At 38.9% G+C, this 26423-nt stretch carries 23 protein-coding genes; 18 read left to right on the forward strand and 5 right to left on the reverse strand.

Features of this window, described 5'->3' with window-relative positions; all coding sequences use genetic code 11:
* Positions 1 to 52: 52 nt before the first annotated feature.
* The 4 genes from LJY09_RS07500 to LJY09_RS07515 form a co-directional block, all read right to left on the reverse strand.
* The gene (locus LJY09_RS07500; RefSeq protein WP_228307639.1) at positions 53 to 1060 is read right to left on the reverse strand and encodes a FecCD family ABC transporter permease; all 1008 of its coding nucleotides are present in this window, start codon (positions 1058 to 1060) and stop codon (positions 53 to 55) included.
* Positions 1057 to 2067, reverse strand: coding sequence for a FecCD family ABC transporter permease (locus tag LJY09_RS07505; protein ID WP_099000055.1), 1011 nt, complete (start codon positions 2065 to 2067; stop codon positions 1057 to 1059). The genes LJY09_RS07500 and LJY09_RS07505 overlap by 4 nt, the downstream gene beginning before the upstream one ends.
* 81 nt (positions 2068 to 2148) lie before the next feature.
* The gene (locus LJY09_RS07510; protein WP_028413979.1) at positions 2149 to 3069 is read right to left on the reverse strand and encodes an iron-hydroxamate ABC transporter substrate-binding protein; all 921 of its coding nucleotides are present in this window, start codon (positions 3067 to 3069) and stop codon (positions 2149 to 2151) included.
* Positions 3070 to 3864, reverse strand: coding sequence for an ABC transporter ATP-binding protein (locus LJY09_RS07515; protein ID WP_014460855.1), 795 nt, complete (start codon positions 3862 to 3864; stop codon positions 3070 to 3072). It abuts the gene before it with no gap.
* Positions 3865 to 4053: 189 nt separating this feature from the next.
* Here LJY09_RS07515 and LJY09_RS07520 point away from each other — a divergent pair, with 189 nt between their 5' ends.
* The 6 genes from LJY09_RS07520 to LJY09_RS07545 all read left to right on the forward strand — a co-directional run bounded on the left by LJY09_RS07520 (position 4054) and on the right by LJY09_RS07545 (position 9762).
* On the forward strand, positions 4054 to 5103 hold the full coding sequence (locus LJY09_RS07520) for an NAD(P)/FAD-dependent oxidoreductase (RefSeq protein ID WP_098113436.1): 1050 nt from the start codon (positions 4054 to 4056) through the stop codon (positions 5101 to 5103).
* 154 nt (positions 5104 to 5257) lie between these two features.
* Complete coding sequence (megL, locus tag LJY09_RS07525; RefSeq protein WP_033578482.1) at positions 5258 to 6445, forward strand: methionine gamma-lyase; 1188 nt, start codon at positions 5258 to 5260, stop codon at positions 6443 to 6445.
* A 199-nt stretch (positions 6446 to 6644) separates the two neighbouring features.
* Positions 6645 to 7889 (forward strand): Bcr/CflA family efflux MFS transporter, encoded by a 1245-nt coding sequence (locus LJY09_RS07530; protein WP_099000053.1) that lies wholly within the window; start codon positions 6645 to 6647, stop codon positions 7887 to 7889.
* A gap of 118 nt (positions 7890 to 8007) precedes the next feature.
* Positions 8008 to 8850 carry an aldo/keto reductase gene (locus LJY09_RS07535; protein ID WP_098113434.1) on the forward strand — a complete coding sequence of 281 codons (843 nt, stop codon included), beginning with the start codon at positions 8008 to 8010 and terminating at the stop codon, positions 8848 to 8850.
* Positions 8851 to 8989: 139 nt separating this feature from the next.
* A complete protein-coding gene (locus LJY09_RS07540) occupies positions 8990 to 9475 on the forward strand; it encodes a PaaI family thioesterase (protein WP_098113433.1) in 486 nt (161 codons plus the stop codon).
* 38 nt (positions 9476 to 9513) lie between these two features.
* Positions 9514 to 9762: a hypothetical protein gene (locus LJY09_RS07545; protein ID WP_033578485.1), complete on the forward strand. Its 249-nt coding sequence runs from the start codon at positions 9514 to 9516 to the stop codon at positions 9760 to 9762.
* Between the two features lie 182 nt (positions 9763 to 9944).
* On the opposite strand, the gene zwf is transcribed toward LJY09_RS07545, so the two are convergent.
* Positions 9945 to 11459 carry a glucose-6-phosphate dehydrogenase gene (gene zwf, locus LJY09_RS07550; RefSeq protein WP_098113432.1) on the reverse strand — a complete coding sequence of 505 codons (1515 nt, stop codon included), beginning with the start codon at positions 11457 to 11459 and terminating at the stop codon, positions 9945 to 9947.
* A 164-nt stretch (positions 11460 to 11623) separates the two neighbouring features.
* Between zwf and LJY09_RS07555 the strand changes: the two genes are divergently transcribed.
* The 12 genes from LJY09_RS07555 (at position 11624) to LJY09_RS07610 (ending at position 26409) form a co-directional block, all read left to right on the forward strand.
* Positions 11624 to 11989, forward strand: coding sequence for a winged helix-turn-helix transcriptional regulator (locus LJY09_RS07555; RefSeq protein ID WP_014460848.1), 366 nt, complete (start codon positions 11624 to 11626; stop codon positions 11987 to 11989).
* Positions 11990 to 12188: 199 nt separating this feature from the next.
* Positions 12189 to 12830 (forward strand): 3-hexulose-6-phosphate synthase, encoded by a 642-nt coding sequence (hxlA, locus tag LJY09_RS07560; protein WP_098113431.1) that lies wholly within the window; start codon positions 12189 to 12191, stop codon positions 12828 to 12830.
* A 361-nt stretch (positions 12831 to 13191) separates the two neighbouring features.
* Positions 13192 to 15615 (forward strand): GcvT family protein, encoded by a 2424-nt coding sequence (locus LJY09_RS07565; protein ID WP_228307769.1) that lies wholly within the window; start codon positions 13192 to 13194, stop codon positions 15613 to 15615.
* A gap of 30 nt (positions 15616 to 15645) precedes the next feature.
* On the forward strand, positions 15646 to 16806 hold the full coding sequence (gene solA, locus LJY09_RS07570; RefSeq protein ID WP_098113429.1) for an N-methyl-L-tryptophan oxidase: 1161 nt from the start codon (positions 15646 to 15648) through the stop codon (positions 16804 to 16806).
* 66 nt (positions 16807 to 16872) lie between these two features.
* Positions 16873 to 18021 (forward strand): aromatic ring-hydroxylating oxygenase subunit alpha, encoded by a 1149-nt coding sequence (locus LJY09_RS07575; protein WP_047751332.1) that lies wholly within the window; start codon positions 16873 to 16875, stop codon positions 18019 to 18021.
* A gap of 81 nt (positions 18022 to 18102) precedes the next feature.
* Entirely contained in the window at positions 18103 to 18555 is a 453-nt protein-coding gene (locus LJY09_RS27610; RefSeq protein WP_266105067.1) for an ATP-binding cassette domain-containing protein, read from the forward strand.
* 1 nt (position 18556) lies between these two features.
* Entirely contained in the window at positions 18557 to 19339 is a 783-nt protein-coding gene (locus LJY09_RS27615) for a CBS domain-containing protein (protein ID WP_266105068.1), read from the forward strand.
* A 2-nt stretch (positions 19340 to 19341) separates the two neighbouring features.
* Positions 19342 to 20205 (forward strand): ABC transporter permease, encoded by an 864-nt coding sequence (locus tag LJY09_RS07590; protein WP_028413966.1) that lies wholly within the window; start codon positions 19342 to 19344, stop codon positions 20203 to 20205.
* A 21-nt stretch (positions 20206 to 20226) separates the two neighbouring features.
* Positions 20227 to 21108, forward strand: a complete 882-nt coding sequence (locus LJY09_RS07595; protein WP_221816868.1) for a glycine betaine ABC transporter substrate-binding protein — start codon at positions 20227 to 20229, stop codon at positions 21106 to 21108.
* 129 nt (positions 21109 to 21237) lie between these two features.
* On the forward strand, positions 21238 to 22290 hold the full coding sequence (locus tag LJY09_RS07600; RefSeq protein ID WP_228307640.1) for a pyruvate kinase: 1053 nt from the start codon (positions 21238 to 21240) through the stop codon (positions 22288 to 22290).
* 492 nt (positions 22291 to 22782) lie between these two features.
* A complete protein-coding gene (locus tag LJY09_RS07605; RefSeq protein WP_205663964.1) occupies positions 22783 to 25536 on the forward strand; it encodes a CHASE3 domain-containing protein in 2754 nt (917 codons plus the stop codon).
* Between the two features lie 18 nt (positions 25537 to 25554).
* Positions 25555 to 26409 carry a CheR family methyltransferase gene (locus tag LJY09_RS07610; protein ID WP_028413962.1) on the forward strand — a complete coding sequence of 285 codons (855 nt, stop codon included), beginning with the start codon at positions 25555 to 25557 and terminating at the stop codon, positions 26407 to 26409.
* The last annotated feature ends 14 nt before the right edge of the window (positions 26410 to 26423 follow it).

Genomic DNA, 26423 nt, shown 5'->3' on the forward strand with positions numbered 1-26423 from the left:
ACCACTAATCGAAATGTTTGATTAGTGGTTCGTTATTTCTTAGCCTCGCTTATTATTTTTTCAAAAGCAAATAAACAAAATAAGGAGCACCGATTACGGCGGCAATAATTCCTGCCGGTATACCGTTAGGATTGGCAATGTTATGTCCTATCGTATCTGCAATCAGCAAAAGCCAACCGCCAAGTAGAATAGCAACGGGAATAAAAAGCTGACTTCTCGGTCCTACTAAGCCTTTAGCAATATGAGGAGCAAGAAGTCCAATAAAAGCCACGCCGCCCGTCACTGAAACCGCGGCTGCCGCTAATGCCACCGCGGCTAAAAGCAATGTTACACGTTCTTTCTCCAGAGAAATTCCGACTCCAATAGCTGCAGCTTCATTTAAATTAAAAATGTTTAATGAGTTTGCTTTGTACAATATAAAAGGAATCAAGACAAGAAGCCAAGGTAGAAGAGCCCATATAAAAGGCCAGTCTGTCCCCCAGATGCTCCCTGCAATCCATTTAGCAATAAAATCAACTTTAACCCGATCAGCTGATGACATAATCACCACCATCATTCCAGAAAGAGCCATTGAAAAACCTACGCCTGTTAAAATCAACTTTACAGGCTGCAGTCCTTGGCTTTTACTATATGCACAAAGATAGATAAGACCAGCTGTCAACAAGGCGCCGATAAAGCCTACCAGCGGAAGGGCATAAACGAAAGAGCCTGCTTCAATTGGGGAAAATAAAAAGAACACAGCAATTGCGACGCCTGCTCCTGAATTAATTCCTATAATTCCAGGTTCCGCTAAGTCATTGCGCGTAACACCTTGTAAGATAGCGCCTGATAAAGCTAGAGCCATTCCTGCTAAAAGAGTAATGATAATTCGCGGAAGTCGAATTGAAAAAAGAACGAACTCATCTGCAAAATTCCCTTTGCCAAAAAGAGTAGGAAACACTTTATTGTAAGGAAGGGGTGCATCACCGAGTCCCATTCCTATCACAACCGTTCCAAGAATCAAAACAGTGAGAAGCATCATAATTATTCGTTGTTTTCTAATAAGCGCTGGGTGAATCATGAGAATGCTTTTCCTCCTTTACGAACAATAACTAAAAAGAAAGGTAAACCAATCATCGATACAACTGCTGCTATCGGTGTTTCATAAGGAGCACTGACCGTTCGAGCCAATGTATCAGCGAGCAGCATAAACGCTGCGCCAGTGATAGCGGACATAGGGATAATAAAACGATAGTCAGTTCCTACAATTCCTCGTACAATATGAGGAATCATCAAGCCGATAAACACCATGTTTCCCACTAGCGCAACAGAAGCACCCGCAAGAAGAATCATGACGACAAATAAAATGGTTTTGACTTTTGTCGTTTGCTGGCCCAATCCTACAGCCACTTCTTCATTTAAACTCAGAATAGTAAGCTGCCGAGAAAGCAAAAGGGCAATGAATATACCTCCGAGAATAAAAGGAACAATGATTTGAAGCTGTTCCCAAGAAGTGCCTACCATTCCCCCAGCAGTCCACATCGATATATCTTTTGAAATTTTGAAATAAATACCAACGCCTTCTCCAATGGCATAAAGAAATGCTGAAACGGCAGCTCCCGCTAGTACAATTCGAAGCGGAGAAAATCCTCCTCTTTTTAGAGCAGCAATCCCAAACACTAGGATTGCGCCAACCCCGGCTCCTATAAAGCAAGCAATCGTAATACCCAAATAATTTATAGCAGGGATCAAGGCAATTGTTACAGCTAAAGCCGCATTTGCGCCAGACGTTAACCCTAAAAGTCCTGGATCTGCAAGTGGGTTTCTTGTCATACCTTGCATAATAGCCCCTGATACTGATAAAGCAGCCCCCACAAAAACAGCGGCGATTTCACGAGGTAAACGAATATCTCTGATGATCGAAATCTGTTCGTTTACACTGCTTGATGAAAGTGCTAGCCATACATCTTTTATCGATATGTCAGCAGCGCCAAAAACCATTGAAGAAACAAACATTATGATGAATACGAGCAGCATACCTATTAATTTGTATAAAAAAGGAACGAAACGCTGATTGTCTTTTTTCATAACACACCCATCTTTTCATGTAAGAATAAATTTAGTAAAACAAAGTAAGAGGAATTCTAAAAAGAATTCCTCTTGAATGAATTACTTGCCAAGAAATTTTTGAGTAAAGAAATCTAGTTGATAATCTAATGTGATTGGATCATTAAAATAAAATTCTTTTGCATTTGCTTCAAATACGTGATTATTCTTTACAGCAGGAATATTTTTGTACGTATCTGTTTTCTCAAATGATGTATCTCCATCTTGGTTTTTGCTAAAGATTAAATAATCTCCGGCATATTCAGGAAGAACTTCTGGCGAAATCGCATAGTATCCATCTTTCAAAGCCATTTTCTTTACTTTCTCCGGCATTTTTAATTTCATTTCTTGATAAAGAATCTCCGTTCCGCGTCCCCAGTTATCCCCAAACACATAAAGCTGCTTGTCAAAGTTCTCAATAACTGAAACCGTGCTATCTTCGCCAATTTTAGCTTTGATATCAGAACCAGCTTTTGCCGCACGCTTTTTAAAGTCGTCTACCCATGATTGTGCTTCTTTTTCTTTATTTAATAGCTTTCCAATTTCTACATGCTGAGTAAGGTAATCTACTTTATCGTATGTATACGTGACAGTAGGGGCAATTTTTTTCAATTTATCAATATTTTTTGTAGTAGATAAGCCAATAATTAAGTCAGGCTTTAATTCAATGATCTTTTCTAAATTTTCGTCTGAGACTTCTTCCACGCCTTTTAATTTCTTTTCAAAGCGGGGATTCATTTTAGACCATGAGTCTACTCCGACAATGTTAACACCTAAAGAAAGTACGTTACCTGCATAGGAACCTAACACAACAACACGTTTCGGATTAGCCGGAACTTTTACAGGGCCGTCTTCAGATTGATATGTGATCGTCTTGGATTCGCTGTTTTTGCTAGAATCATTTTTGCTTTCAGTTGAACCGCTGCTGCAGGCACTAATAAGTAATACGAATATAAGCATGAATGGAAGCAATAATTTTTTCATTTAGTTATCTCCTCTTAATAAGTTATACGTGATGCACATTGGTTTATTTGTTCTCGGATCTCGTCCAATTTCAGCGTCGATATGAAACACTTTTTTTAGAACGTCCTGCGTAATGACTTCTTCACATTTTCCGGCTTTGACAATTTCACCATCTTTTAAAGCGATAATATAATCCGCAAAGCGAGCGGCTTGATTTAGATCATGAAGCACCATTACAACTGTACGTCCTTGCTCTTTGTTTAATTTTTGAAGCAGCTCAAGCACTTCTAACTGATGAGCCATATCCAAGTAGGTAGTCGGCTCATCAAGAAATATAATATCGGTTTCTTGAGCTAAAGCCATCGCAATCCACACTCGCTGGCGCTGACCGCCTGAAAGAGAATCTACAGGACGAAACTTGTAATCTTTTGTTCCGGTTACTTCAAGAGCCCAGTCAATCGTTTGATAATCTTCTTTTGATAGACGCCCAAACCCCTTTTGATAGGGAAATCGCCCATAAGATACAAGTTCTCCCACCGTTAAGCCTTTAGCACTTTCAGGGGTTTGAGGGAGAATAGCCATTTTTTTAGCGAGTGCTTTTGTATGTTCTGTTGAAATGTTTTCGCCGTCTAAAATAACGGAACCGGATTGATGAGAAATAATGCGGGTAATGGCTTTCAAAAGCGTTGATTTGCCGCATCCGTTTGAACCAATAATTGTAGTAATCTTTTTGTCTGGAATGTTAACGCTTAAATTCTTTACTATTAGACGTTCACCATAACTAATATGTAATTTCTCTGTATATAGGCGAACCATATCTGACCCTCCGTTTACATTTAATACAACAAATACTTGATAATGATTATCAGTATCGTTTACTTTACATACTATAATTCGAACGTTTCCGGATGTCAATAGTTATTTTTATTGTCAAAACGTTGAAGAAGATGTATATTTAAATGAGAATGATAATCAATGACAATTGATTACGAGGAGTGAACGTGCATGATACACAATGAACTTTTTGATGTGACAATTATAGGCGGGGGACCGGCTGGCCTTTATTCTGCCTTTTATAGCGGGCTAAGGGAAATGAAAACAAAGCTGATTGAATATCAGCCAAAACTAGGCGGAAAACTTCACGTTTATCCTGAAAAAATGATTTGGGATGTAGGGGGCCAAACGCCTATTTCCGGTGCGAAGCTTATTGAACAGCTTGTGGAACAAGGACTGACGTTTGATCCGACTGTTGTTTTAGATGAGAAGATTGAATCCATTTCTCGCTTGAAAGATGGTATTTTCCAGCTGACGGGTTCTTCAGGTGAACATCATTACTCTAAAACCATTATCCTTGCTGTTGGAGGAGGTATTTTAAATCCGCAAAAGCTCAAAATTGAAGGAGCAGAACGTTTTGAAATATCAAACTTAAACTATACGGTTAAATCTCTGCAGCATTTTAAAAATAAAACGGTGATTGTTTCCGGGGGAGGCAATTCAGCCATTGATTGGGCAAATGAGCTAGAGCCCGTTGCTAAAAAGGTATATATTACGTACCGAAACAGTGAACTAAACGGTCATGAAGCACAAGTAAGACAATTAATAAACAGTTCGGCTCGGTGTCTGCTTAACACATCTATTACAAAATTAGTGGCTGATGCGACGCATGAATTTATTGAAAAAGTTGAGCTGACTAATCATCAAACCGGTGAGGTTTCTTATTTATCGATTGACGAAGTTATCATTAATCACGGTTATAAAAGAGATACAGAGCTGTTAAAAAACAGCGAACTACATATCAAAACCATTGATGACTATTACGTTGCAGGTAATGCAGCAAGCGAAACGTCTGTAGAAGGTGTATATGCAGCTGGAGATCTTCTCATGCACGAAGGAAAAGTCCATCTGATTACCGGCGCTTTTCAAGATGCTGCTAATGCCGTAAACAAAGCAAAACAATTCGTTCAGCCCTCTGCTGCTAAGACAGCTATGGTTTCTTCTCATAATGAAGTATTTAAAAAGCGTAATTCAATACTAATTAAACAGATGATGAAGTAAAGCGAGGTGCAGTGTGCATGTCGCTTCCTTCTCTACGGTGGAATTATCTACATAGATAGGCAGGGAACGAAAAAAGAAAAGAGAAATATAATAAAAGAAAACGCTTACATTTTTAAAAATGACACAGCGCTTGTTTGCATAAGGGGGAAGCCGTATGAACGAAAAAAAGAAATATCAGTTTGAAACAAAAGCCATTCACGCAGGGTACGAATCAAAACATCATTTTGATAGTTTAGCTCCACCTATTTATCAAACGTCTACATTTACATTTTCATCTCTAGAACAAGGTGCAAACCGATTTAGCGGAGAAGAAAATGGTTATGTATATTCTCGGTTATCTAATCCGACGGTCACCATTTTAGAAGAGCGTATGGCACAGCTTGAAGAAGGCGAAGCCGCTTTGGCATTTGGATCAGGAATGGCTGCAGTATCGGCTGTATTGATTGGACTTACAAAAGCAGGCGATCATATTTTATGTTCTAAAGGAGTGTATGGATGCACGTTTGGTTTACTGGAAATGCTTGAGGAAAAATATCAAATCCATCATTCTTTTTCCAACTTGGAAACTGAGGAAGAAATTCTTGCTGCTATCAAAGAAGATACAGCATGTATTTATATTGAAACACCGATTAACCCGACTATGACTTTAGTAGATTTAGAGTTAGTGACTTGTATCGCCAAACAAAAAGGAATTCCCGTGGTAGTAGACAATACCTTTTCAACTCCTTATTTGCAGCAGCCGCTGAAGCTTGGATGCGACTTAGTTATTCATAGCGCAACTAAATTTATTGGTGGACACGGAGATGTTGTGGCAGGAATTGTAGTAGGGGACAAAGAGGTTATTTCCGTACTGCGCAAAACGACGCAAAAAGATATTGGAGGTATTCTTTCACCATTTGATGCGTGGCTGTTACTCCGAGGCTTAAAAACACTGGCCGTTCGAATGGATCGCCACTGTGAGAATGCTGAACATATCGCAAAACAATTAAGTCTCCATCCCAAGGTAAAAGCCGTTTATTATCCAGGGGATAAAAACAGCACTGCTTATTCTCTCATGAAAAAGCAAATGAAAAAAGGAGGGGGGCTTCTCTCTTTTGAAGTGGAAGGCGGTTATAAAGAAACCGTAAAAGTGGTGAATCAGCTTAAGCTCATTTCCATTGCGGTGAGTCTTGGGGATGCTGAAACACTTATTCAGCATCCTGCCTCGATGACGCATGCAGTTGTGCCGGAAGAAGCTCGAAAAGAAATGGGCATCTCAAATGAACTTCTTCGTTTATCAGTTGGGCTGGAAGCTTGGGAAGATATTATGAGAGATTTACAGCAGGCATTAGATAGTATATAAAAAACAGCGCTTGGAGGAATTTCAAGCGCTGTTTTTTATGTTAACCGTATGTAGTTGTAGTTACTCATACCTCCTTCTTTGCCAGTGGAACTTTATCTGCATCTCTAGACAAATGTCCTAGACAGAAGGGGTGCCTTTCAATAGACTAGAGGTTATCTGTGAAAATACAATATTTAGGTAAGGAAGGTGCTCTGCTATTATGCTTCATAATCCAACTGGAAAAAAACGTCTAGGATTGGCGTTTCTTCTCAGCACGCTTGCGATATTAGGTCCGCTTAATATCGATATGTATTTGCCAAGTTTTCCAGCTATTGCTGATCATTTAGATGCGCGAGCTTCACTTGTACAGCTTAGCTTAACATCGTGTTTACTAGGACTTGCCGTTGGTCAAATCGTGATTGGTCCAATCAGTGATGCAAAGGGACGAAAAGGACCTTTACTCATCTCCATCTCTTTATTTATGTTATCGTCATTGCTCTGTGCACTGGCTCCTACTATCACGGCTTTAGTTATCGCACGCTTTTTGCAGGGGTTTACGGCTTCGGCAGGAGTTGTTCTTTCTCGCGCCATTGTCAGAGACGTTTTTAGCGGAAGAGAACTTACGAAGTTTTTTGCTCTGTTAATGGTTATCAATGCCTTTGCACCAATGATAGCACCGATGGCCGGAGGTGCTATTTTACTTCTTCCTTTTGCAAGCTGGCATACTATTTTCTTGTTTTTAAGTTTAATAGGTCTTTTAATTGTTTTAACAATCTCAATGCGTTTAAAAGAAACTTTGCCCATTGAAAATAGAACACCAAGTTCAATTGGTCATTCTGTTCGCACAATGGGCAGTTTATTACAAGACCGTTCTTTTATTGGGTATGCCCTAACTATCGGACTGGTCCATGGAGGAAGCTTTGCTTATGTATCAGGCACTCCATTTGTCTATCAAGGGATATACCATGTTTCTCCGCAAGTTTTTAGCATTTTGTTTGGTATTAACGGCTTGGCTATTGTGACTGGAAGCTTTATTATTGGGCGCTTTAGCGGAATTATCCATGAAAGAAGCCTGCTTCGCATTGCCGTGATTACGGCTGTAAGTGCTACTAGCGTACTTCTTATCATGACTATGCTTAAAGGACCGCTTGCTACGATTGTTATTCCCATTTTTATTTACATGATCTCTATAGGAATGACGATCACAGGCTCGGTGACATTGGCAATGAAAAATCAAGGACATAGAGCAGGGAGTGCGAGTGCCGTGTTAGGTATGCTTCCATTAACTTTAGGATCAATTGTTTCTCCTTTAGTAGGGATCAACGAAACAACAGCGATTCCGATGGCTGCTATCTTATTTAGTACGGCGCTTTTAGGTTTTGTAGCTTTCTTTACGTTAACTAAAAACAAGAAAGAAGCAGAAAAGTGCGAAGTTAATGAGTTTAAAACGGAGGTTTCTCCGTAATCGCTTTTTGGATTGTTTTAAAAGCATCACTCCTTTGTGAAAAGGAGTGATGCAGATTTATTCAAGTATTGGATAATATATGCTAACCTTAGGGCATGATCGAAAGGAGTGGATAATAATGAGTAAAGTAATTCCTGAAATAACCCTTAATGACGGGGGAACCTTGCCTGCTATAGGTTTTGGTACATACAAGCTTAACGGAAATGAAGGAGTCAACGCTATAACGAGTGCGATTGATGTAGGGTATCGTTTAATCGATACTGCTTATAATTACGAAAATGAAGGCACTGTGGGGCAAGCTCTCCGAAAAACACCGGTTTCTAGACAAGAACTATTTGTTACCTCTAAACTCCCAGGGCGATACCATACGTATGACAAAGCAATTCCTACCATTCAAGAATCTTTATATCGCGCGAATTTAGACTATTACGATTTGTATCTTATTCATTGGCCTAATCCTAAACAAGATCATTATGTAGAAGCTTGGCAAGCACTGATTGATGCGAAGCGCTGGGGCTTGATTCGTTCAATTGGTGTTTGTAATTTTCTTCCCGAGCATATTGAGCGATTGGAAAAAGAGACGGGCATTTTACCAAGCATCAACCAAATTGAACTTCATCCTTTTTTTAATCAACATCAATACCGAAATTGGTATCAAGAAAAAAACATTCAGATTCAATCTTGGAGTCCACTAGGACGAGCAAGTGCTGTTTTAGAAAATGAAGCAATTAAACAAATTGCGGACCGTCATAATAAAACAGTTTCACAAATAATTTTACGATGGCATTATCAGCTAGGAGCGATTGCAATTCCTAAATCGTCATCCCGCAAGCGGCAGATTGAAAACATATCGATTTTTTCATTTTCTTTAGATGAAACGGAGATGAATATGCTTTCAGAATTGAACCGCGAAGATGGAAGACTTAATAATCAAGACCCCGCTGCCTATGAAGAATTTTAACGATAAGGCCTCACTTATTTTTTAAGTGAGGCTTTTCTTCTAAGATTTTTAGTTATGTAAGCTTGAAAATAGTCCGTTTAGTTCTAACGATTGTAAGAGAAAATGTGTTAAAATATTCCGAAAAAAGGAGTGGTGAACCATGGAAAAAGTAGTAAAAGCGATTCAAGACGAATATCCGGATGATTTTGCATGGTGTTACGGCTGCGGCCGATTAAATCAAGACGGCTATCATTTTCGGACAGGATGGCTAGGAGAAAAAACAATTACCCTTTATACACCTAAGCCTGAACATACAGCTATACCAGGATTTGTATATGGCGGACTTCTTGCATCACTGATTGATTGTCATGGAACAGGCTCTGCATCTCTTGCTCTATACCGTAAAAATGGCTGCGAAATAGGAGATTCAGCAGAGCCGCCGCGGTTTGTTACCGGTTCTCTCCACGTAGATTTTAAAAAACCAACGCCACAGGGTGAAGTACTAAAAGCGATAGGAACCGTTGAAGAAATTCACCCGAAGAAATGGAGAGTTAAAACAGAAGTATACGCGAATGACATTATTGTTGCGACCGGAGAAGTTGTGGCAGTTGTTATGCCAAATACGTTTAAACGCCAAGAAGACTAAAAAATGCAAAACAGTTACATAAAAGAGGAGGAAAAGGTATGGGTAAATGTAATTTAGACCACTCGGTAGAAGATGTACATCAGAAGTTTAATTCGCAGTCACAGTGGCTGCCAGAAGATATTCGTTCATTATTTCATGAGTTTCTCGTGCGAAACCCTTCGCAAACAACATTAAACGAGATGTTTCATTTGCTGAAGAAATATGATTTGGTTGATGAACAAGAAAGAAAAGAGCGAGATCGAAAAATCAAATGGCTGATATTAAATAAAGAAGATACGAAGATTTAATTTTTTAAGTGTCATAGATTTAGCCAGGTGAAGTTATTTGAAACATGTACAAAAAGAGGATGGAACATGAATGTTTTAGTTAAAGGAAGGTCCGAACAACGTATCATTCGGATCTTTCCATTGTTTTAGTTATGTCTCAATCTCTTTTTATAGATTAGAAATAATCTAGGGTAATTATAAAACTACCACCACTTAAACCCATCTTCTTCTAACAAATGCTTTGAAGCTGTTGGTCCCATTGTACCAGCAGAGTAAAAATGAAGAGGAAAGTCCTCATTGTTAAAAGCTTCTAAAATAGGCTGCACCCATTTCCAAGATAATTCAACTTCTTCCCAATGAGCAAAAAACGTGGAGTCTCCCTGTAGAGCATCAAATAACAGCAGTTCATAAGCTTCTGGTACTTCTTTTTGATTTGTGGAGAAATTGATAAAAATAGGTTCGATTTTATTGCCATTCAAAGGATTTTTGCTGTTTAATTGCAGCGAAATACCTTCATTTGGGCTGATTTCGACAACTAAAAGGTTAGGAATGATTTCATCGGCTGTATAAACCTCCTTTAAAGGATGTTTAAATTCAATGACGATACGCGTGCATTTTTTACTCATTCTTTTTCCCGTGCGAAGATAGAAAGGCACTCCTTTCCAAAGCTCATGATCAATCCATACCCGGACTGCTATAAATGTGTCATTGACGGAAGCAGCATTGATGCCGGGCTCTTCTTTATATCCTATAACGGAACAATTTTGGATTTTTCCCGCTTTGTATTGACCTCTTATGACGTTCGAATGGATAACCTCTTTTTGTAGAGGGCGAAGGCTTTTCATAATTTTTATCTTTTGTTGGCGAGTCTTTGCGATGTTAAGTGTCTTTGGCAGCTGCATGGCAGTCATCATAAGCATTTGAAGCATATGGTTTTGGAACATATCCCTAATTGCACCGGACTGATCATAGTAAGGCGCTCTTTCTTCTACACCAACTGTTTCACTAGCTGTAATTTGGACATTTGCAACGTAGTGATGATTCCATAGTGCTTGTAAAATAGGGTTTGCAGCTGCTAGAGCCTCCAAATTTTGAATCATTGGTTTTCCCAGATAGTGGTCGATACGATAAATCTCTTCTTCATTGAACGTTTCAGTAAGCTTTTGATTTAACACTTGAGCAGATTGTAAATCGTGTCCGAAAGGCTTTTCGATAATAAGACGTTTCAAGCCTTTTGTAGATCCTAATCCGCCGCTATTTATATTGGAAGCAATAACGTCTACAAATTCAGGAGCCACTGATAAATAGAAAAGACGATTTTCAGGAATATTTAATTCTGCTTCACCTTCTTGAATAGCATGCAGCAACTGGTCATATCCATCACTGTTGGTAACATCCATTTTATGATAGCGAACTGTCTTAAGAAATTCTTTTATCTTGGATTCACCTTGGCTAAAGCGCCTTGAAAAAGTCTTTACGGATTCTCCTACATATATTTGAAAGGCATCATTAGACCAGTTGCTTCTACCCGTACCAATAATAGAAAAGGAAGAAGGCAGCTTTTTATCTAAAAATAAATTATATAACGCAGGAAAAATTTTTCTTTTAGCTAAATCTCCTGTTGCTCCAAATAAGATAAAGGTCATGGAATCCACTTCTAACGCTTGTGGTAAATGAGACTTGAGACAATTATCACGTGAACGAGCTACGCTGTCCAATTGATCTCCTCCTTTATTTTAACGGTCTATTGCAGTGAATATAGTCTTTTACCATCTTTACAGATTACAGTATAGCAGGTACAATTTTCCTTTATAAGTAGACACTTTATTTTCATATAGTGTCTAAAACTATACTATTACACATAAAAAGGGAGGAAAAAGGATTGAGCAGACTTTTTAGCAAAACGTTTAACTGTGAAAAGGAATTAACGTTGACGATTATTGGAGGCAAGTGGAAAATGTTGATTATGTGGCATCTAGGAAAAGAAGGAACAAAGCGATTTGGTGAGTTAAAATCTATGATGCCGGGAATTACTCAGCGAATGTTAGTAAGTCAGCTGCGAGAATTAGAAGAAGATCAAATCGTTCACCGAAAAGTCTATCCGGTTGTACCTCCAAAAGTTGAATATTCCTTGACTGAGCACGGGAGAAGCTTGATGCCCATTCTTGAAAGCATGGACGAGTGGGGAAAAAATTATATGGAAACCTTTATAGAACCTGAAATGAATAACTCCACACATATGGGATAAAATCTTTTCTTGAGAAGGTTACAAAAACGCCTTTATTATTCAGAATTTTCTAAAATAAATGCAAGTGATAAGATACACGCATTCATAGTATATTTTTAGTGACTATATGTTTTAAAAGTGCCTACTTTTTTTTTGAAAGTAACGGTTTTACAATGAATTCATGCTAGGCAACCTCATTTAATGAAGGAGTGAAGCAGGTATGGAACTTCAATTAGCATTGGATCTTGTAAACATTTCAGAGGCAAAAGAAGTAGTGCAGGAGGTTCAAGAGTATATCGATATTGTAGAAATTGGTACTCCGGTTGTGATTAACGAAGGGCTAAAAGCAGTCAAAGAAATCAAGGAAGCATTTCCGTCTTTAAAGGTATTAGTTGATTTGAAAATTATGGATGCAGGTGCTTATGAAGTCATGAAAGCTTCTGAAGCGGGTGCTAGTATTATTACCATACTTGGCGCTACTGACGATTCGACTATAAAAGGCGCTATAGAAGAGGCCAAAAAACAAGGAACACAAATTCTTGTCGATATGATTAATGTAAAAAACCTTGAACAACGTGCAAAAGAAGTCGATGCACTCGGTGTTGACTATATTTGTGTACACACAGGGTATGATCTTCAAGCTGAAGGAGAGACTCCGTTCGAGCAGCTTCAAACGATTAAACGAGTTGTGAAAAATGCAAAAACAGCGGTGGCAGGAGGTATTAAACTGAATACACTTCCTGAAGTCGTGCAGTCACAGCCGGATCTTGTGATTGTAGGAGGGGGGATTACAAGTGAAAAAGACAAAAGAAACGTTGCAGAAGAAATGAAAAAAGTAGTCAAACAGGCAACTTTGGTCTAAAAATAAGCAAAAGTATTTAAGCCTTCAAAATTAATTAATCGGTAAATGGTTTAAAAAGAAGATAGCTAAGTTATTTTAGCTATCTTCTTTCCGTCATTTTTGGTATAACCATTCATTGATAAGTGTCATTTTGACAGATAGATAGTTTCTTTAAAATTCGTTATTCGAAAGAAAAAAACGGCGATTTTTCTGGGATTTTAAAGTTAAGAAAGCGTTATCCGAACATTAGCGGAAGAAAGGGAAAAAAATCTATGTCACACTTTTTAACAAAATACTTTGAAAATTATGAATATTAAAAATATAATTAACTATCGACAATATTTAACATCTTCAAACCAAAAAAGGAGGGAGATATAAAGTGATGGAACATAAAAAAATAGTAGTGATAGGAGCTGGAATTGTCGGGTGCAGCATTGCCTACTATTTAAGTAAAATGGGGCAAAGAAACATAACAGTGATTGAGCAAGGCCCTTTGCTTGAAACAGGAGGATCTACCTCTCACGCTCCGGGGCTTGTATTTCAGCTTAGCTTTTCAAAAATCCTGACAACACTAGCTTCTCAAACAGTCGAGACCTTTAAAGAGTTGAGTACAGATGAACAGCGCTCGTTTTATCCTGTCGGCAGTTTAGAAGTTGCCCGTACACCAGAGCGATTAGAAGATCTAAAGAGAAAGGCTGGTGTTGCCAGCTCATGGGGAATCGAAGCTTTTCTTCTTTCACCGCAGGAATGCGCGGAAAAAAATTCGTTGATTTGTCCTGATCGTATTTGCGGAGGTCTCTATGTTCCGTCAGACGGTATTGCTAAACCTTTGCATGCCGTTGATAAAATGACTCGTTTTTCTAAAGAGTGCGGAGTAGAGTTTTACGGTCATACAGAAGTGACGGATATTGAAGTGACAAAGGGTCAAGTAAAAGCAGTGTACACAAGTGTCGGGAAATTCGAAGCAGATGTAATCGTATGCTGTGCTGGATTTTGGGGACCTCGCATCGGAGAAATGGTCGGTGTAACGATCCCTCTTCAGCCAATGGCTCATCAATATGTGTTTACAAATGATTTACTTGAGTTGAACGGAGAAACGGAAGAAGCCGCCACTCCTCTTATTCGAGATCAAGATAATTCAATTTATTTTCGTCAAGTAGAAAAAGGGCTTGGGATTGGATCATATCAGCATGAGCCGTTTCCAGTTGAACTCAGTGATATTACAAAATACGGAGAAACAAAAGAAATGCCTTCTGTTAAACCTTTTACACCAAAAGATTTTGAAAAACCGTGGGAAGATTCAATAGAGTTAATTCCGACATTAAAACAAACGGGAATAAAAAAAGGAATGAACGGCATTTTTTCATTCACGCCCGATGGTATGCCGCTGCTTGGTGAATCACAAACGGTACGGGGATTTTGGGTAGCAGAAGCTATATGGGTAACGCACTCTGCAGGTGTCGCAAAACAAATGGCTGAATGGATGATGAATGGTGCGCCGACTGTGGATTTAGAGCTATGCGACATTAATCGTTTCGATACGTATGCATGCAGCCCTGCTTATTACAAACAGCGGTCTATTGAAGAGTATGAAGAGGTTTATAGTATTCACCATCCATTTATGCAGCGAAAAGTATCGCGAAACATGCGCGTGAGTCCATTTTATATGCGTCAACAAGAACTGAAAGCTTATTTTAATGAAAAAGCAGGATGGGAGCAGCCCCAGTGGTATGAAGCTAACTATCCGCTTATGTCTACTTATGAAAAGATGATGGTAATAAGAAATGGATGGGCTGCTGAATATTGGTCACCAATTATTGAAGCTGAACATTTGCATACTCGTCAGCACGCAGCTCTTTACGATACAACGGCAGCAAAGAAAAGGTTAGAAATTAAAGGAGAAGGAGCTCTCCAGTTTTTACAGAAGCTAACGACAGGAAATATAGACATTGCAGTAGGTCAAAGCATACGCACGTGTATGTTGCATGAGCGAGGCGGCATAAAAGATCAAATAACGGTTATTCGCAAAAATATATCCACTTTCTTGATTGTTTGTACGGGAGCTGTAGAAGCAAGCTGGATTCAAAAACACGTGCCACACAGCGATCAAGTTGTTTTTCAAGATGTAACGTCAGGGACATGCAGTTTAGCATTAATTGGCCCTAAAGCTACAGGAGTAATGAAGTCCATGGTTCAACGCTCAGACCTTGGCAACACTTGGATTGAAGGGCAAGCGAAAACGCTGTTTATCGAAAATGTTTCAGTCCTTGCTCTGCGTGATTCCTGCGGGGGAATGGAGAGATGGGAATTAATTACGACTTCCGATCACGGTCTGAATTTATGGGATTTATTAATGGAAGAAGGACAGCCTTATCAGCTGATTGCTGGGGGAGACCGAGCTCTTGAAAACCTTCGAATTGAATCTTTTTCGTTAAAAAGCGGGAAAGACTTTTGGAGCGAACATCATCCATATGAAGTCGACCTTCATGAAATGGTTGATTTAACAAAACCAGTTTTTATTGGAAAAGAGGCATTGCTTGATCGTCAGCGAAAAGATTCTGAAACAGTATTAGCGACGCTCATATTAGATGATCCTTCAGTGATAGTAATGGGATATGAACCGGTCTTTTATGGAGAAACGGCCCTCGGATTTGTGACAAGTGCTGGCTATTCATACAGCTTAGGCAAAGGAATTGTACACACCTTATTATCTCAAGCTGTAAATGAAGAAATGGTTTTAGAAGTTGAATACTTTGGTCAGCGTTATAAAGCAGCAATGATGACACACTCCCCAGCGGTAGTTTAATTGATCAATCGAAAGGCAGGAGGAATGCAGATGTCAACACATTATGATGTCATTATTATCGGATTAGGAGCTATGGGGAGTACAGCTGCTTATCAGCTCGCCAAAAAAGGGCAGCGGGTATTGGGGTTAGAACAATACGGTCCTGCTCATGATCTAGGATCGAGTCACGGCGGTTCTAGAATTATTCGGCAGTCGTATTTTGAAGACCCTGCTTATGTTCCATTGTTGCTTCGCGCCTACGAATTGTGGAATGAAATTGAAAGAGAAAGCGGTCAAGAAATTTTTACGGTTACCGGTGGACTTATGATGGGACCTCCTGAAAGCTTGACGGTTTCTGGAAGCATCGAAAGCTCTAAACAGTGGAATCTTGCGTATGAGATTCTAGAAGCAAAGGATATTTACAAACGGTTTCCGGTATTTACACCTTCACCTGCTACGGTTGCTCTATATGAAGAAAAAGCTGGATTCGTTAGGCCGGAAGCAAGCGTATATACTCACCTTCTTCAAGCAGAAAAATACGGAGCTGAGCTTCATTTTTTTGAAGAAGTGGTGTCGTGGGAAGCCCATCCTTCTGGTGAAGGCGTGCGTGTTGTAACAGCTAATGGAATATATGAAGCTGGAAAAATCATTATTTCTGCAGGCGCCTGGGCACCCGATTTATTACGGGAATTAGGTGTTAGCTTACAAGTAGAGCGTCATGTGCAAATGTTTTTTGAACCAACACAAGGAATAGACGTTTTTTCAGTGGGAAAACAGCCGATTTATATTTGGGAAGCAGATGATTATGTACAGTTGTATGGTTTCCCTTCTTTTGGATTAAAGGCTGAAGGAGCAAAAGTGGCGTTTTTCCGAAAAGGAACGGCGTGTACGCCGGAAACGATTGATCGAAATATATATGAAGATGAAGTGAACATGATGCGGCACTATCTAGCTCAAGGTCTTCCGCAGCTCAACGGTCGGTTTTTACAAGGGAAAACGTGCATGTATACCAATACACCAGATGAACATTTTGTCATTTCGCTGCATCCTGAATATCCTCAAGTAGCAATTGCAGCGGGATTTTCCGGACATGGTTTTAAGTTTGCAAGCGTAGTAGGAGAGATTTTAGCAGATTTAGTGACAGAGGGAAAAACCAATCACCCAATTGATTTGTTTGCTCCGCAGCGATTTGCGGCGAACAAAATAGTATAAATCGTCGTCAGCTCTTGCGAATGGTTCTATTTAAATGTTTCTAAAGAAGCGAAGGAGGAATAGCAGATGGTTATGGAACATGGTTTAGTAAATGATAATGGGAGACTTGAGCCCACGTTGAAAGGAGAGCTGTATACATCTTCGGACATTTTTAAGTTAGAAAAAGATCATATATTTTCTAAATCATGGAGTTTAGTTGCATTTGAATACGAAATAGCAGAACCAGGACAATATATTACGACGAGAGTTGAAGGCGAAAATATTTTAATTACTAGAGGAAAAGACCATATACTGCGAGGATTTTTAAACGTATGTCGGCATCGAGGAGCTAAGCTGTGCAGCCAAGCATCCGGTAAAGCAGGGGTCATTCGCTGTCCGTATCATTCGTGGAGCTATAGCTTAGATGGTGATTTAGTAGGTGTTCCTAACACAAGCCACTGTCGAGAAGAACTCGTGCATAACGAAAGTTACGGACTAACATCCGTTCACATTGAAGTGTGGCACGGCATGGTTTGGGTTAATTTATCAGACAATCCGATATCTGTTGAATATCAGCTAGATGCACAAATTTTTGATCGTTTTGGAGAGCTTTATACGTTTGCTAGGTATGAAATTCAAAATTTAAAATCCGCTCATCGTGAAGAGTACGAAGTCGAGGCAAACTGGAAGCTTATTGTAGAAAACTTTCAAGAGTGTTATCACTGTTCCTCTATTCACCCTGAACTTACGGCAACGCTCCCTGAATTTCGTTCGGGAGTCGGCACTCAAAATTCAGTAGGGGGTGGAGCTAAGTTTGGCAATGAGTTAGAAGGTTTTTCAATTAGCGGGAAAGGAAGCCGTCCTATGTTAAAAGGGTTGCTTCCTGAAGATGACCGCACGTATTTTGGCATTACCGTTCTGCCGCTTGTATTTATCAACTTAACACCGGATCACGTTATTATTCATCGTATTATTCCAATCAGTGCAGAAAAGTCCAAAGTAATTTGCGAATGGTTATTCGACCCGGAAGAAATGGCTAAGCCTGATTTTGACCCAAAAGATGCCGTGGAATTATTTCACCGCGTTAATTTACAAGATTTTGAAGCGTGTGAGTGGTGTCAAGAAAATATGAGCTCAAAATCTTATAAAGAAGGAGGGATTTTAGTACCTATCGAACAGCACGTTTCGCATTTTTACAATTATGTATTAGAAGCAATCGGTATGAAGGTCGAATAGTAAATAGAAGCGGTCTGGCACATTATCTCGGTGTGCCAGACCATCTCTAACAATCTACTTTAAAAATAAGGGGGAAATAAATTGAGTACAAGCTCTAAACTAACAGAACCCATTATCCGCGTTACCGATGTTTCAAAAGTGTTTGGCCGTCAAAAAGAACAGGCTCTTAAGCTGAGAGAGTCTGGACAAAGTAAATATGAAGTTGAACAAGCTACTAAGACAACCGTTGCTATTTACAATGCTCATTTCGAAGTGAAAAAGGGAGAAACCTTTGTGTTAATTGGATTATCAGGAAGCGGTAAATCTACTTTACTTCGATGTTTGAACGGACTTATAGAACCAACAGAAGGGACGGTATATCTAGAAAATACAGATATTTCTCATATGCCAAAAAGACAGCTTCAGCAAGTACGAAGAAATAAAATTGGAATGGTATTCCAAAATGTAGGCCTTCTTCCAAACCGCACCGTAATTGACAACATTACGTTCGGTCTAGAAATTCAAGGCGTATCAGCAAGCGAAAGAGGCGCTTGAAATGGTGGGGTTAAATGGACAAGCTTATAAAAGAATTTATGAATTATCAGGAGGTATGCAGCAGCGGGTTGGATTAGCGAGAGCCCTTGCTTCTGAACAAGAGATTTTGCTGATGGATGAGCCTTTTTCGGCGTTAGATCCTCTTATTCGAAGAGATATGCAAAAGCTATTTCTTGATATTCAAGGAGAAGTACAAAAAACAGTTATCTTTGTAACGCATGATCTAGATGAAGCATTAACTTTAGGGCACCGGGCTGCCGTAATGAAAGACGGAGAGATTGTACAGCTTGGAACGGCTGAAGATATTTTAAGTCAACCCGCAACCGATTATGTAAAACTGCTTGTTCAAGACGTTAATTACGGCAAAATCCGCCTTGCTAAAGACGCTGTTATTCCGGTAGAAACGGCTGCCTATGAGTATGAATCACCACAAGTTATATTAAGAAGAATGAGAACCAATCATTTATCTACGATTTTTGTTCTTGATAGTTCTGACCGCTTATTAGGTATGATGAGCATCTATACAGTGATGGAGCTTATTGAAGCTCATAAGCATGATTTAAAAGGAAAAGCATTGACACAGCCGCATTGCGTCAATCCTGATATGTCTTTACAAGAAATGATTCCTCTATTTACAGACAGTCATTCGCCTGTAGTCATTGTTGATAATCATCATCGCCTACAAGGTATGATTTCCCCGAGTACTCTTATTGCAAATCTCACTGAACGTATTGCAGTGACCGAGCAGCAAGAAGTTAAATCATATCAAGTGGAGGTTCGATAAATATGATGGTGAATGCTGCGATGATTCCTCGTATTCCTTTAGATAAATGGGCAAATTCATTTGTTGATTACATGATTGATAGTTTTTCAGGTGTATTTACTGGAATCAACCAGATAATGACCAGTTTAATCAGCAGCCTTGAATGGGCATTGACAGCCTCTCCTCCGCTAGTAACTGTCCTTGTTTTTGTTCTATTAGCGCTATGGTTGACAGATTGGAAGATAGCTGCATTTACGTGTTTTGGGTTACTTCTTATTATTAGCTTGGATTTATGGGAAGCATCAATGCTGACCTTATCTCTCGTTTTAGCTTCTACGATTATCTCACTTTTATTCGGCGTTCCTTTAGGCATATTATCACACCGCTTTAACAAAGTGGGGGCAGTCATAAAGCCTATTCTTGATATTATGCAAACGATGCCTGCTTTTGTTTACTTAATTCCTTCCGTACTTTTATTTGGATTAGGGAATGTTACAGCTCTTATTGCTACGTTTATTTTCGCAATGCCGCCTGCCGTTCGTCTGACGCTGCTTGGGCTTCAGCAAGTTCCGCACACCACTTTAGAAGCAGCGGAAGCTTTTGGAGCGACAGAATGGCAAAAATTAATTAAAGTCCAGCTGCCGCTCGCTTTGCCTATGATTATGTCGGGTGTAAACCAAGTTATTATGCTATCTCTTTCGATGGTTGTTATTTCTTCCATGGTCGGTGCGGGAGGCCTAGGTGCAGAGGTATTACGAAGCATCAGTATGCTGGATGTAGGCTTAGGGTTTATCGGTGGGATTGCGGTTGTTATTATTGCCGTTATCTTAGATCGTTTAACGCATCTTTCTACTCGAAAAAGCCAAGATATTCAATCAAGCAAATAAAATGGATAAAGGTGGGGTTAGATGAAACATTCAAAAAAAATTTCTTTTATTATGCTAACAATCGTCGTCATGCTGCTTGTCTCTGCATGCGGAAATAGCAATACGGCAAGCGGCACGACGACTAAAAAAGAAATTACAATTGGGTACATACCATGGGACGAAGCCGTAGCCGTTACGTTTTTATGGAAGGAATTATTAGAGGAAAAAGGTTATAAAGTTAAAGCAGTTCAAAGTGACGTAGCCCCGCTTTTCTCAGGAGTTGCTCAAGGAAATATTGATTTATTTTTGGATGTATGGATGCCTACTACCCATAGTTCTTACATGAAAAGATTCGGAAAACAAGTAGCCGTTCTCGGCACTTGGTACGATCAAGCAGACAGCGGATTAGCCGTTCCCGGCTATGTAGACGCGCAGTCGATAGGTGATTTAAAAAATAAGAAAGGGGAGTTTAACGGAAAGATTATTAGTATTGAACCGGGATCTGGAATCAATGGTCTTACGAAAGACCATGCCATGCCCAGCTATGGGTTAACAGACTGGAATTTAGTAGAGAGCAGTACAGCTGCGATGCTATCGGAATTGGATAAAGCCATTGCTAATAAAGAACCTATTGTTGTTACGTTATGGCGCCCGCACTGGGCTTTTGAAAAGTATAATCTCAGATACTTAAAAGATCCCAAAAATACGATGAATCCAACTGGACCTGAGAAAATACAGTCAATCAGTAAAAAAGCTTTTAAGGAAGATTATCCAGAAGCAGCAAAGTGGCTTAAAGATTTTTCGATTAGCGCTGATCAATTGGCATCATTAGAATCAGAAATTAACAGTGCAAAAGACGAAACAAAAGGCGTGAAAAACTGGATTTCTAAAAATAAGAAAGTGACGGAAAGCTGGGTAAAGTAATAAAAAGGCTGTCTCTTAGGCAAGTTATTGACTAAGAGGCATTTTTTTGTGGTGATATACCTATTTTTGTATAAAGCTTATCTCTTTTATGGAAATGGGCATCCTACATTAAAAGGATGGTGAAAGGCAGTGGCAATCGATAGAATCTGTACAATCGGACCTGTTAGTAATAAGAAAGATGTACTAGAGAGACTGTTGGAAAAAGGAATGACAATTGCTCGGCTGAATTTATCTCATGGGTCGCATGAAAGTCATAAAACAATTATAGATACGTTAAGATCTTTAAATTCCTCTATTCAAATTTTAGGAGATTTACAAGGTCCTAAAATTAGACTTGGAGTGATAAAGTCAAAAGAAATAGTGTTAAAAGAAGGCGCATCTTTTATTTTATATACAGAGCAGATGTCAGGAAATGAAAAAGGAGCCAGCGTTGACTATAAGGGTATCGTGAAGGATGTTCAAACAGGAAGCAAAATCTTAATCAATGACGGTCAAGTAGAACTGGCTGTTGAAGGAGTAGAAGAAGATACACTTGTCACAAAGGTAAAAAAGGGCGGATCTGTTTCGTCTCATAAAGGCGTGAATTTGCCAGGTGCTCGCGTCGGTTTGCCGGCCATTACTGAAAAAGACAAAAAAGACATCGTATTCTTATTGAAAGAAAAAGTAGATTTTCTTGCTTGTTCGTTCGTAAGAACCCCTGAACATTTAAAAGACATTAAAGATTTTATCCATTTAAAACATCTAAATGCACCAAAGCTGATTGCGAAAGTGGAAACAATGGAAGCTATAGAAAATTTCAAGCAAATATGTGAAGAAGGCGATGGAATTATGATTGCACGAGGAGATTTAGGGGTAGAGCTACCGTATGAATGGATTCCTTTGCTCCAAAAAATATTAATTCATGAATGCAGCTTGCACGATAAATATGTGATCACCGCGACACAAATGCTTCAATCAATGGTGAGCAGCGCAATTCCTACAAGAGCCGAGGTGACGGATGTGTTTCAGGCAGTACTGGACGGCACGAATGCAGTGATGCTTTCTGCTGAAACAGCAGCTGGGAAATATCCGATTGAAAGCATGGAAACACTTTATAAAGTATCACATCTTGCTGAAACGCTTCAAAATAAAAGAGTTGCGAGCTCCGCAGAGATTTTGGCAATGTTAAAGAGCTCGAGATAAAAAGTACAGCAAGTAGATATGTAAGTTTAAAAAATATATTTAAATTAAAAAAAGTGGCAATGTTTTCTACTATCCAAGTACAATTCAATTAATGAATGCTTTGCATTTTGCATATAAGTATTTATACCTATGTTGTCATAATTTATGTGATTCCCCAAAGCATAAATTACTTTTCATTACCTTATTGTGTACAAATATATTATGAGATAAGCCCATGCCTGTACAGGCATGGGCTTATCTTTATATGGCGTTTTAAAACGTCAATTTCTAATTGGGGAATTAATCTTCACCTCTTGCACAATAAATATTCTTCTGTACAAAAATAGAGTGTATAATAGGAATGTTGACCTGATAGGAAAAAGAGAGAAGCCTTATCAAGCAAAGGAAGATGGAGTGGAGAGTGTGTACTGAAAGTGAAATTGTCCAGCGGCAAAAATAAACATGTTTTTCGAATGCTTCTAGAAGAATATCTAGAATGAAAGTAGGAACATTATGGAAAAGAAAATGAGGTTTGGCATCAAATCCAAAATTATTATTGGATATTTAATTGTTATTGTCTGTTTATTTATTGCATTTATTGTTTTAAACAGTCAAATTTCATCTTTGCAAAAAGAGCGAAATTTTATCATTGATCATGATATTGAAGTCCATGATCTGACCAATCGAATTGAAAAGCACCTGCTTGATATGGAAACCGGACAAAGAGGCTATATTATTACAGGAGAAGCGAGTTACTTAGAACCTTATAACAGTGCAGCAACAAGTTGGGAAAAAGATTATAATGCGCTGTATCAGCTTCTAAATAATAATCCAAATCAGCAGGAGAAACTGGAGAAGATTAAAGGAAGTATTCAAGACTGGATTGAAGCTGCTGGTGAACCGACCATTGCATTAAAAAAAGAAAATAATACAAAAGAGCTTCAGCAATTTTTTGAGAAAGATCCTGGGCGCCAGTATATGGACGATATACGCAGCCAGTTTACTTCTTTTAGAAATGTAGAGAAAAAATCGACTGAAACAAGAGCAACAGAGTTAGACGAGAAAAATCAAAAAATTAAAATTGGACTTTACGGTTTGCTGTTATTCGTTACGCTTATTTCACTTGCTATCGCTATTGTGTTGTCTAATTCTATTGTGAATACGATTAAAGAAGTTACGCAAACGATCAAACGAATTACGGCTTCAAAAGGCGAGTTAAAAGGAAGAATTAAAGTTCGATCTAATGATGAAATTAAAGATTTAGGGCTAGCCACGAACGCGTTGTTAGAAAATATTGAAGAGCGAAACTGGCTTCAAACGAACATTGCTCATGCTGTAACGATGTACCAAGGCATAGCATCGGTAGACAAGCTAGCGGAAAAATTTCTCTTTACGGTTTCAGAAATGACAGGAGCTTCTTTCGGAGCATTTTATGTTCGAGAGGAAAATGATAAAGGAAACCTATTCGTCAAACAAGCTGCTTTTGCAGATAGAAAAAGCGACGCGGGAAGAGAGAGCTTTTTGATAGGCGAAGGGCTTATTGGACAAGCTGCTTTAGAGAAAAGAACCTTTGTCATAAACGATGTACCTGACACGTACCAGCTCATTACTTCCGGATTAGGAGACGTAAAACCTAAGAGTATTTTTATTGTACCCGTCTTGTTTGAAGATGAAGTAATTGCTGTTATCGAGCTTGCATCGCTGCACGAGTTTACAGTTTTAGAGCAAGAACTTATTAGTCAAGTGATTGAAACGTTTGGTCTCACTATCAATGGCGTAATTAGACGTATGGAAATTGCTCGTCTATTAAAAGAATCTCAGGCGATGACAGAAGAGCTCCAAGCTCAGTCTGAAGAACTTCAAACACAATCAGAAGAACTGCAAATGCAGTCTGAAGAGCTGCGTATGATTAATGAACAGCTAGAAGAAAGAACAAAAGACGCAGAAGAAAAATCGTTTGAATTAGAGGCTGCAAAAGAAGATTTAGAAGAAAAAGCGCATCAGCTGGAGTTGAATTCTCAATATAAATCTGAATTTCTTGCTAATATGTCGCATGAGCTTCGAACACCACTTAACAGCATTCTTATTCTGTCTGAAATGCTTGAGGAAAACGCAGCCAAAACGCTATCTGAAGATGAAGAAGAATACGCTCGTATTATTCATTCTTCAGGAAAAGACTTGCTCGCGTTAATCAACGATATCTTGGATTTATCAAAAGTAGAGTCTGGAAAACTAGATATCTTGCTTGCTGAGATGAATATGAGTGAGCTTCCAGATCAAATCGAACGTAATTTCAGCCACGTTGCTGAACAGAAAAACGTACAATTGAAAATTAATAAAGCACAAGATGTACCGGACATCATTCACACAGATGAAAAGAGATTCCAGCAAATTGTGAAAAATCTTTTATCAAATGCATTTAAATTTACGGAATCGGGATCTGTCACCGTATCCATTCAACGAGTAGCTGACCATCGTCTCACAACAGCTATGCGTACAGTTGATACAGATTGCTGGCTAGAAATAGCTGTAGCTGATACAGGAATTGGTATACCAAAAGAAAAGCATCAGCTTATCTTTGAAGCGTTTCAGCAGGCGGATGGAGCTACGGTCCGCAAGTACGGAGGAACAGGACTTGGCTTATCTATTTGCAGTGAGTTTGCAAAATTATTGGGCGGCTGGATTTCTCTAAGCAGTGAAGTAGGAAAAGGAAGTACGTTTACACTCTATCTTCCTAGTCTCTCTAATGGTCTTATTGACTATGAAAAAGTGAATTTTGCATATGAAGAAGTAGCGGTATCTGTAGAAGAAGCTGAACCTGAAGCAGAAATAACTGAAATTGATCATCCTGTACAACCAGTTGAACCTTCATTGCAAGATGATGAAAATGTGTTTCAAGATAAGCGAGTGCTCATCGTAGATGATGACCAGCGCAACATCTTTGCCTTAAAAACTGCGCTAGCTAAACAAGGTATGACCATTATGACAGCTCATAACGGAATAGAGTGTCTTGAAATGATGGAGAATAGTGAACCATTTGATCTCATTTTAATGGATATTATGATGCCGCAAATGGACGGATATGAAGCCATGCAGAAAATCAGAGGAGAGCTAAAGCTTGTTGATTTGCCTATTATTGCATTAACCGCTAAAGCGATGAAAAACGATCGTGAAAAATGCTTGGAAGCTGGAGCATCAGATTATATCAGCAAACCTTTAGATTTAAATCAGCTGTTCTCCGTTATGCGTGTATGGCTAGTAAATTAAGCGGGGTATGAAACATAAATGGATATGAAGCACCTAGATTTAAGTGAAGACTTAGTTATGAATAAAAAAACAGATTTAGAGATTGATTTACTGCTGACGGCTATTTATCGATTAACGGGATTCGATTTCAGACAGTACGCTAAATCTTCTATTTGTCGCCGAGTCTATAATCGAATGAAAATTGAACGTATTCCAACCGTGTCTCGATTGTTAGAAAAAGCGATTCACGAAGAAGAATTTATGAATCAGCTTTTAAATGATTTTTCAATAAATGTAACAGAGATGTTTCGCGATCCAAGCTTTTTTAAAGCATTTCGCACAAAAGTGATTCCGGTATTAAAGGATTATCCGGAAATTCGCATTTGGCACGCTGGCTGTGCAACGGGCGAAGAGGTATTTTCTATGGCGATTCTTTTAGAAGAAGAAGGGTTAATGGATAAAACGGTCATTTACGCAACCGATATGAACGAAGATGTATTAGAAAAAGCAAAACAAGGCGCCTTTTCTTTACGTAAAATGAAGTCATATACAAAAAATTATATTCAAGCCGGGGGAAAGAATGCCTTCTCGGAATATTATCAAACGGATCATCACTATGCATATTTTCATCCGTCGCTGTTAAAAAATATTATCTTTGCTCAGCATAATTTAGTCACGGATCAGTCATTTAATGAATTTCACGTCATCATTTGCCGAAACGTCCTTATTTATTTTACAGCTCAGCTGCAAAATCAAGTGTATAATTTATTTTCAGAAAGCCTGTGTGTAAAAGGGTTTCTTGGACTTGGCGATAAAGAAACGCTTCGCTTTGCTGAGGGAGCAGCTTCTTATATCGAGTTTGCAGGGAACGAGCGCATATATCAAAAGCAATAAAAAAAGGACCTCTC

It is taken from the genome of Priestia sp. J2, from assembly GCF_020790095.1.
In the GTDB taxonomy this organism is placed as follows: Bacteria; Bacillota; Bacilli; order Bacillales; family Bacillaceae_H; genus Priestia; species Priestia zanthoxyli.

Bases quoted from the DNA above. Each gene is read 5' to 3' on its own strand.
- LJY09_RS07565 (WP_228307769.1), top strand. From the start codon at position 13,192: ATGGAACATAAAAAAATAGTAGTGATAGGAGCTGGAATTGTCGGGTGC.
- LJY09_RS07520 (WP_098113436.1), top strand. From the start codon at position 4,054: ATGATACACAATGAACTTTTTGATGTGACAATTATAGGCGGGGGACCG.
- LJY09_RS07540 (WP_098113433.1), top strand. From the start codon at position 8,990: ATGGAAAAAGTAGTAAAAGCGATTCAAGACGAATATCCGGATGATTTT.
- LJY09_RS27615 (WP_266105068.1), top strand. From the start codon at position 18,557: ATGGTGGGGTTAAATGGACAAGCTTATAAAAGAATTTATGAATTATCA.
- LJY09_RS07605 (WP_205663964.1), top strand. From the start codon at position 22,783: ATGGAAAAGAAAATGAGGTTTGGCATCAAATCCAAAATTATTATTGGA.
- LJY09_RS07595 (WP_221816868.1), top strand. From the start codon at position 20,227: ATGAAACATTCAAAAAAAATTTCTTTTATTATGCTAACAATCGTCGTC.
- LJY09_RS07530 (WP_099000053.1), top strand. From the start codon at position 6,645: ATGCTTCATAATCCAACTGGAAAAAAACGTCTAGGATTGGCGTTTCTT.
- solA (WP_098113429.1), top strand. From the start codon at position 15,646: ATGTCAACACATTATGATGTCATTATTATCGGATTAGGAGCTATGGGG.
- LJY09_RS07535 (WP_098113434.1), top strand. From the start codon at position 8,008: ATGAGTAAAGTAATTCCTGAAATAACCCTTAATGACGGGGGAACCTTG.
- LJY09_RS07500 (WP_228307639.1), bottom strand. From the start codon at position 1,060: ATGATTCACCCAGCGCTTATTAGAAAACAACGAATAATTATGATGCTT.
- LJY09_RS07610 (WP_028413962.1), top strand. From the start codon at position 25,555: ATGGATATGAAGCACCTAGATTTAAGTGAAGACTTAGTTATGAATAAA.
- LJY09_RS07545 (WP_033578485.1), top strand. From the start codon at position 9,514: ATGGGTAAATGTAATTTAGACCACTCGGTAGAAGATGTACATCAGAAG.
- megL (WP_033578482.1), top strand. From the start codon at position 5,258: ATGAACGAAAAAAAGAAATATCAGTTTGAAACAAAAGCCATTCACGCA.
- LJY09_RS07590 (WP_028413966.1), top strand. From the start codon at position 19,342: ATGATGGTGAATGCTGCGATGATTCCTCGTATTCCTTTAGATAAATGG.
- LJY09_RS07505 (WP_099000055.1), bottom strand. From the start codon at position 2,067: ATGAAAAAAGACAATCAGCGTTTCGTTCCTTTTTTATACAAATTAATA.
- LJY09_RS07515 (WP_014460855.1), bottom strand. From the start codon at position 3,864: ATGGTTCGCCTATATACAGAGAAATTACATATTAGTTATGGTGAACGT.
- hxlA (WP_098113431.1), top strand. From the start codon at position 12,189: ATGGAACTTCAATTAGCATTGGATCTTGTAAACATTTCAGAGGCAAAA.
- LJY09_RS07575 (WP_047751332.1), top strand. From the start codon at position 16,873: ATGGTTATGGAACATGGTTTAGTAAATGATAATGGGAGACTTGAGCCC.
- LJY09_RS07510 (WP_028413979.1), bottom strand. From the start codon at position 3,069: ATGAAAAAATTATTGCTTCCATTCATGCTTATATTCGTATTACTTATT.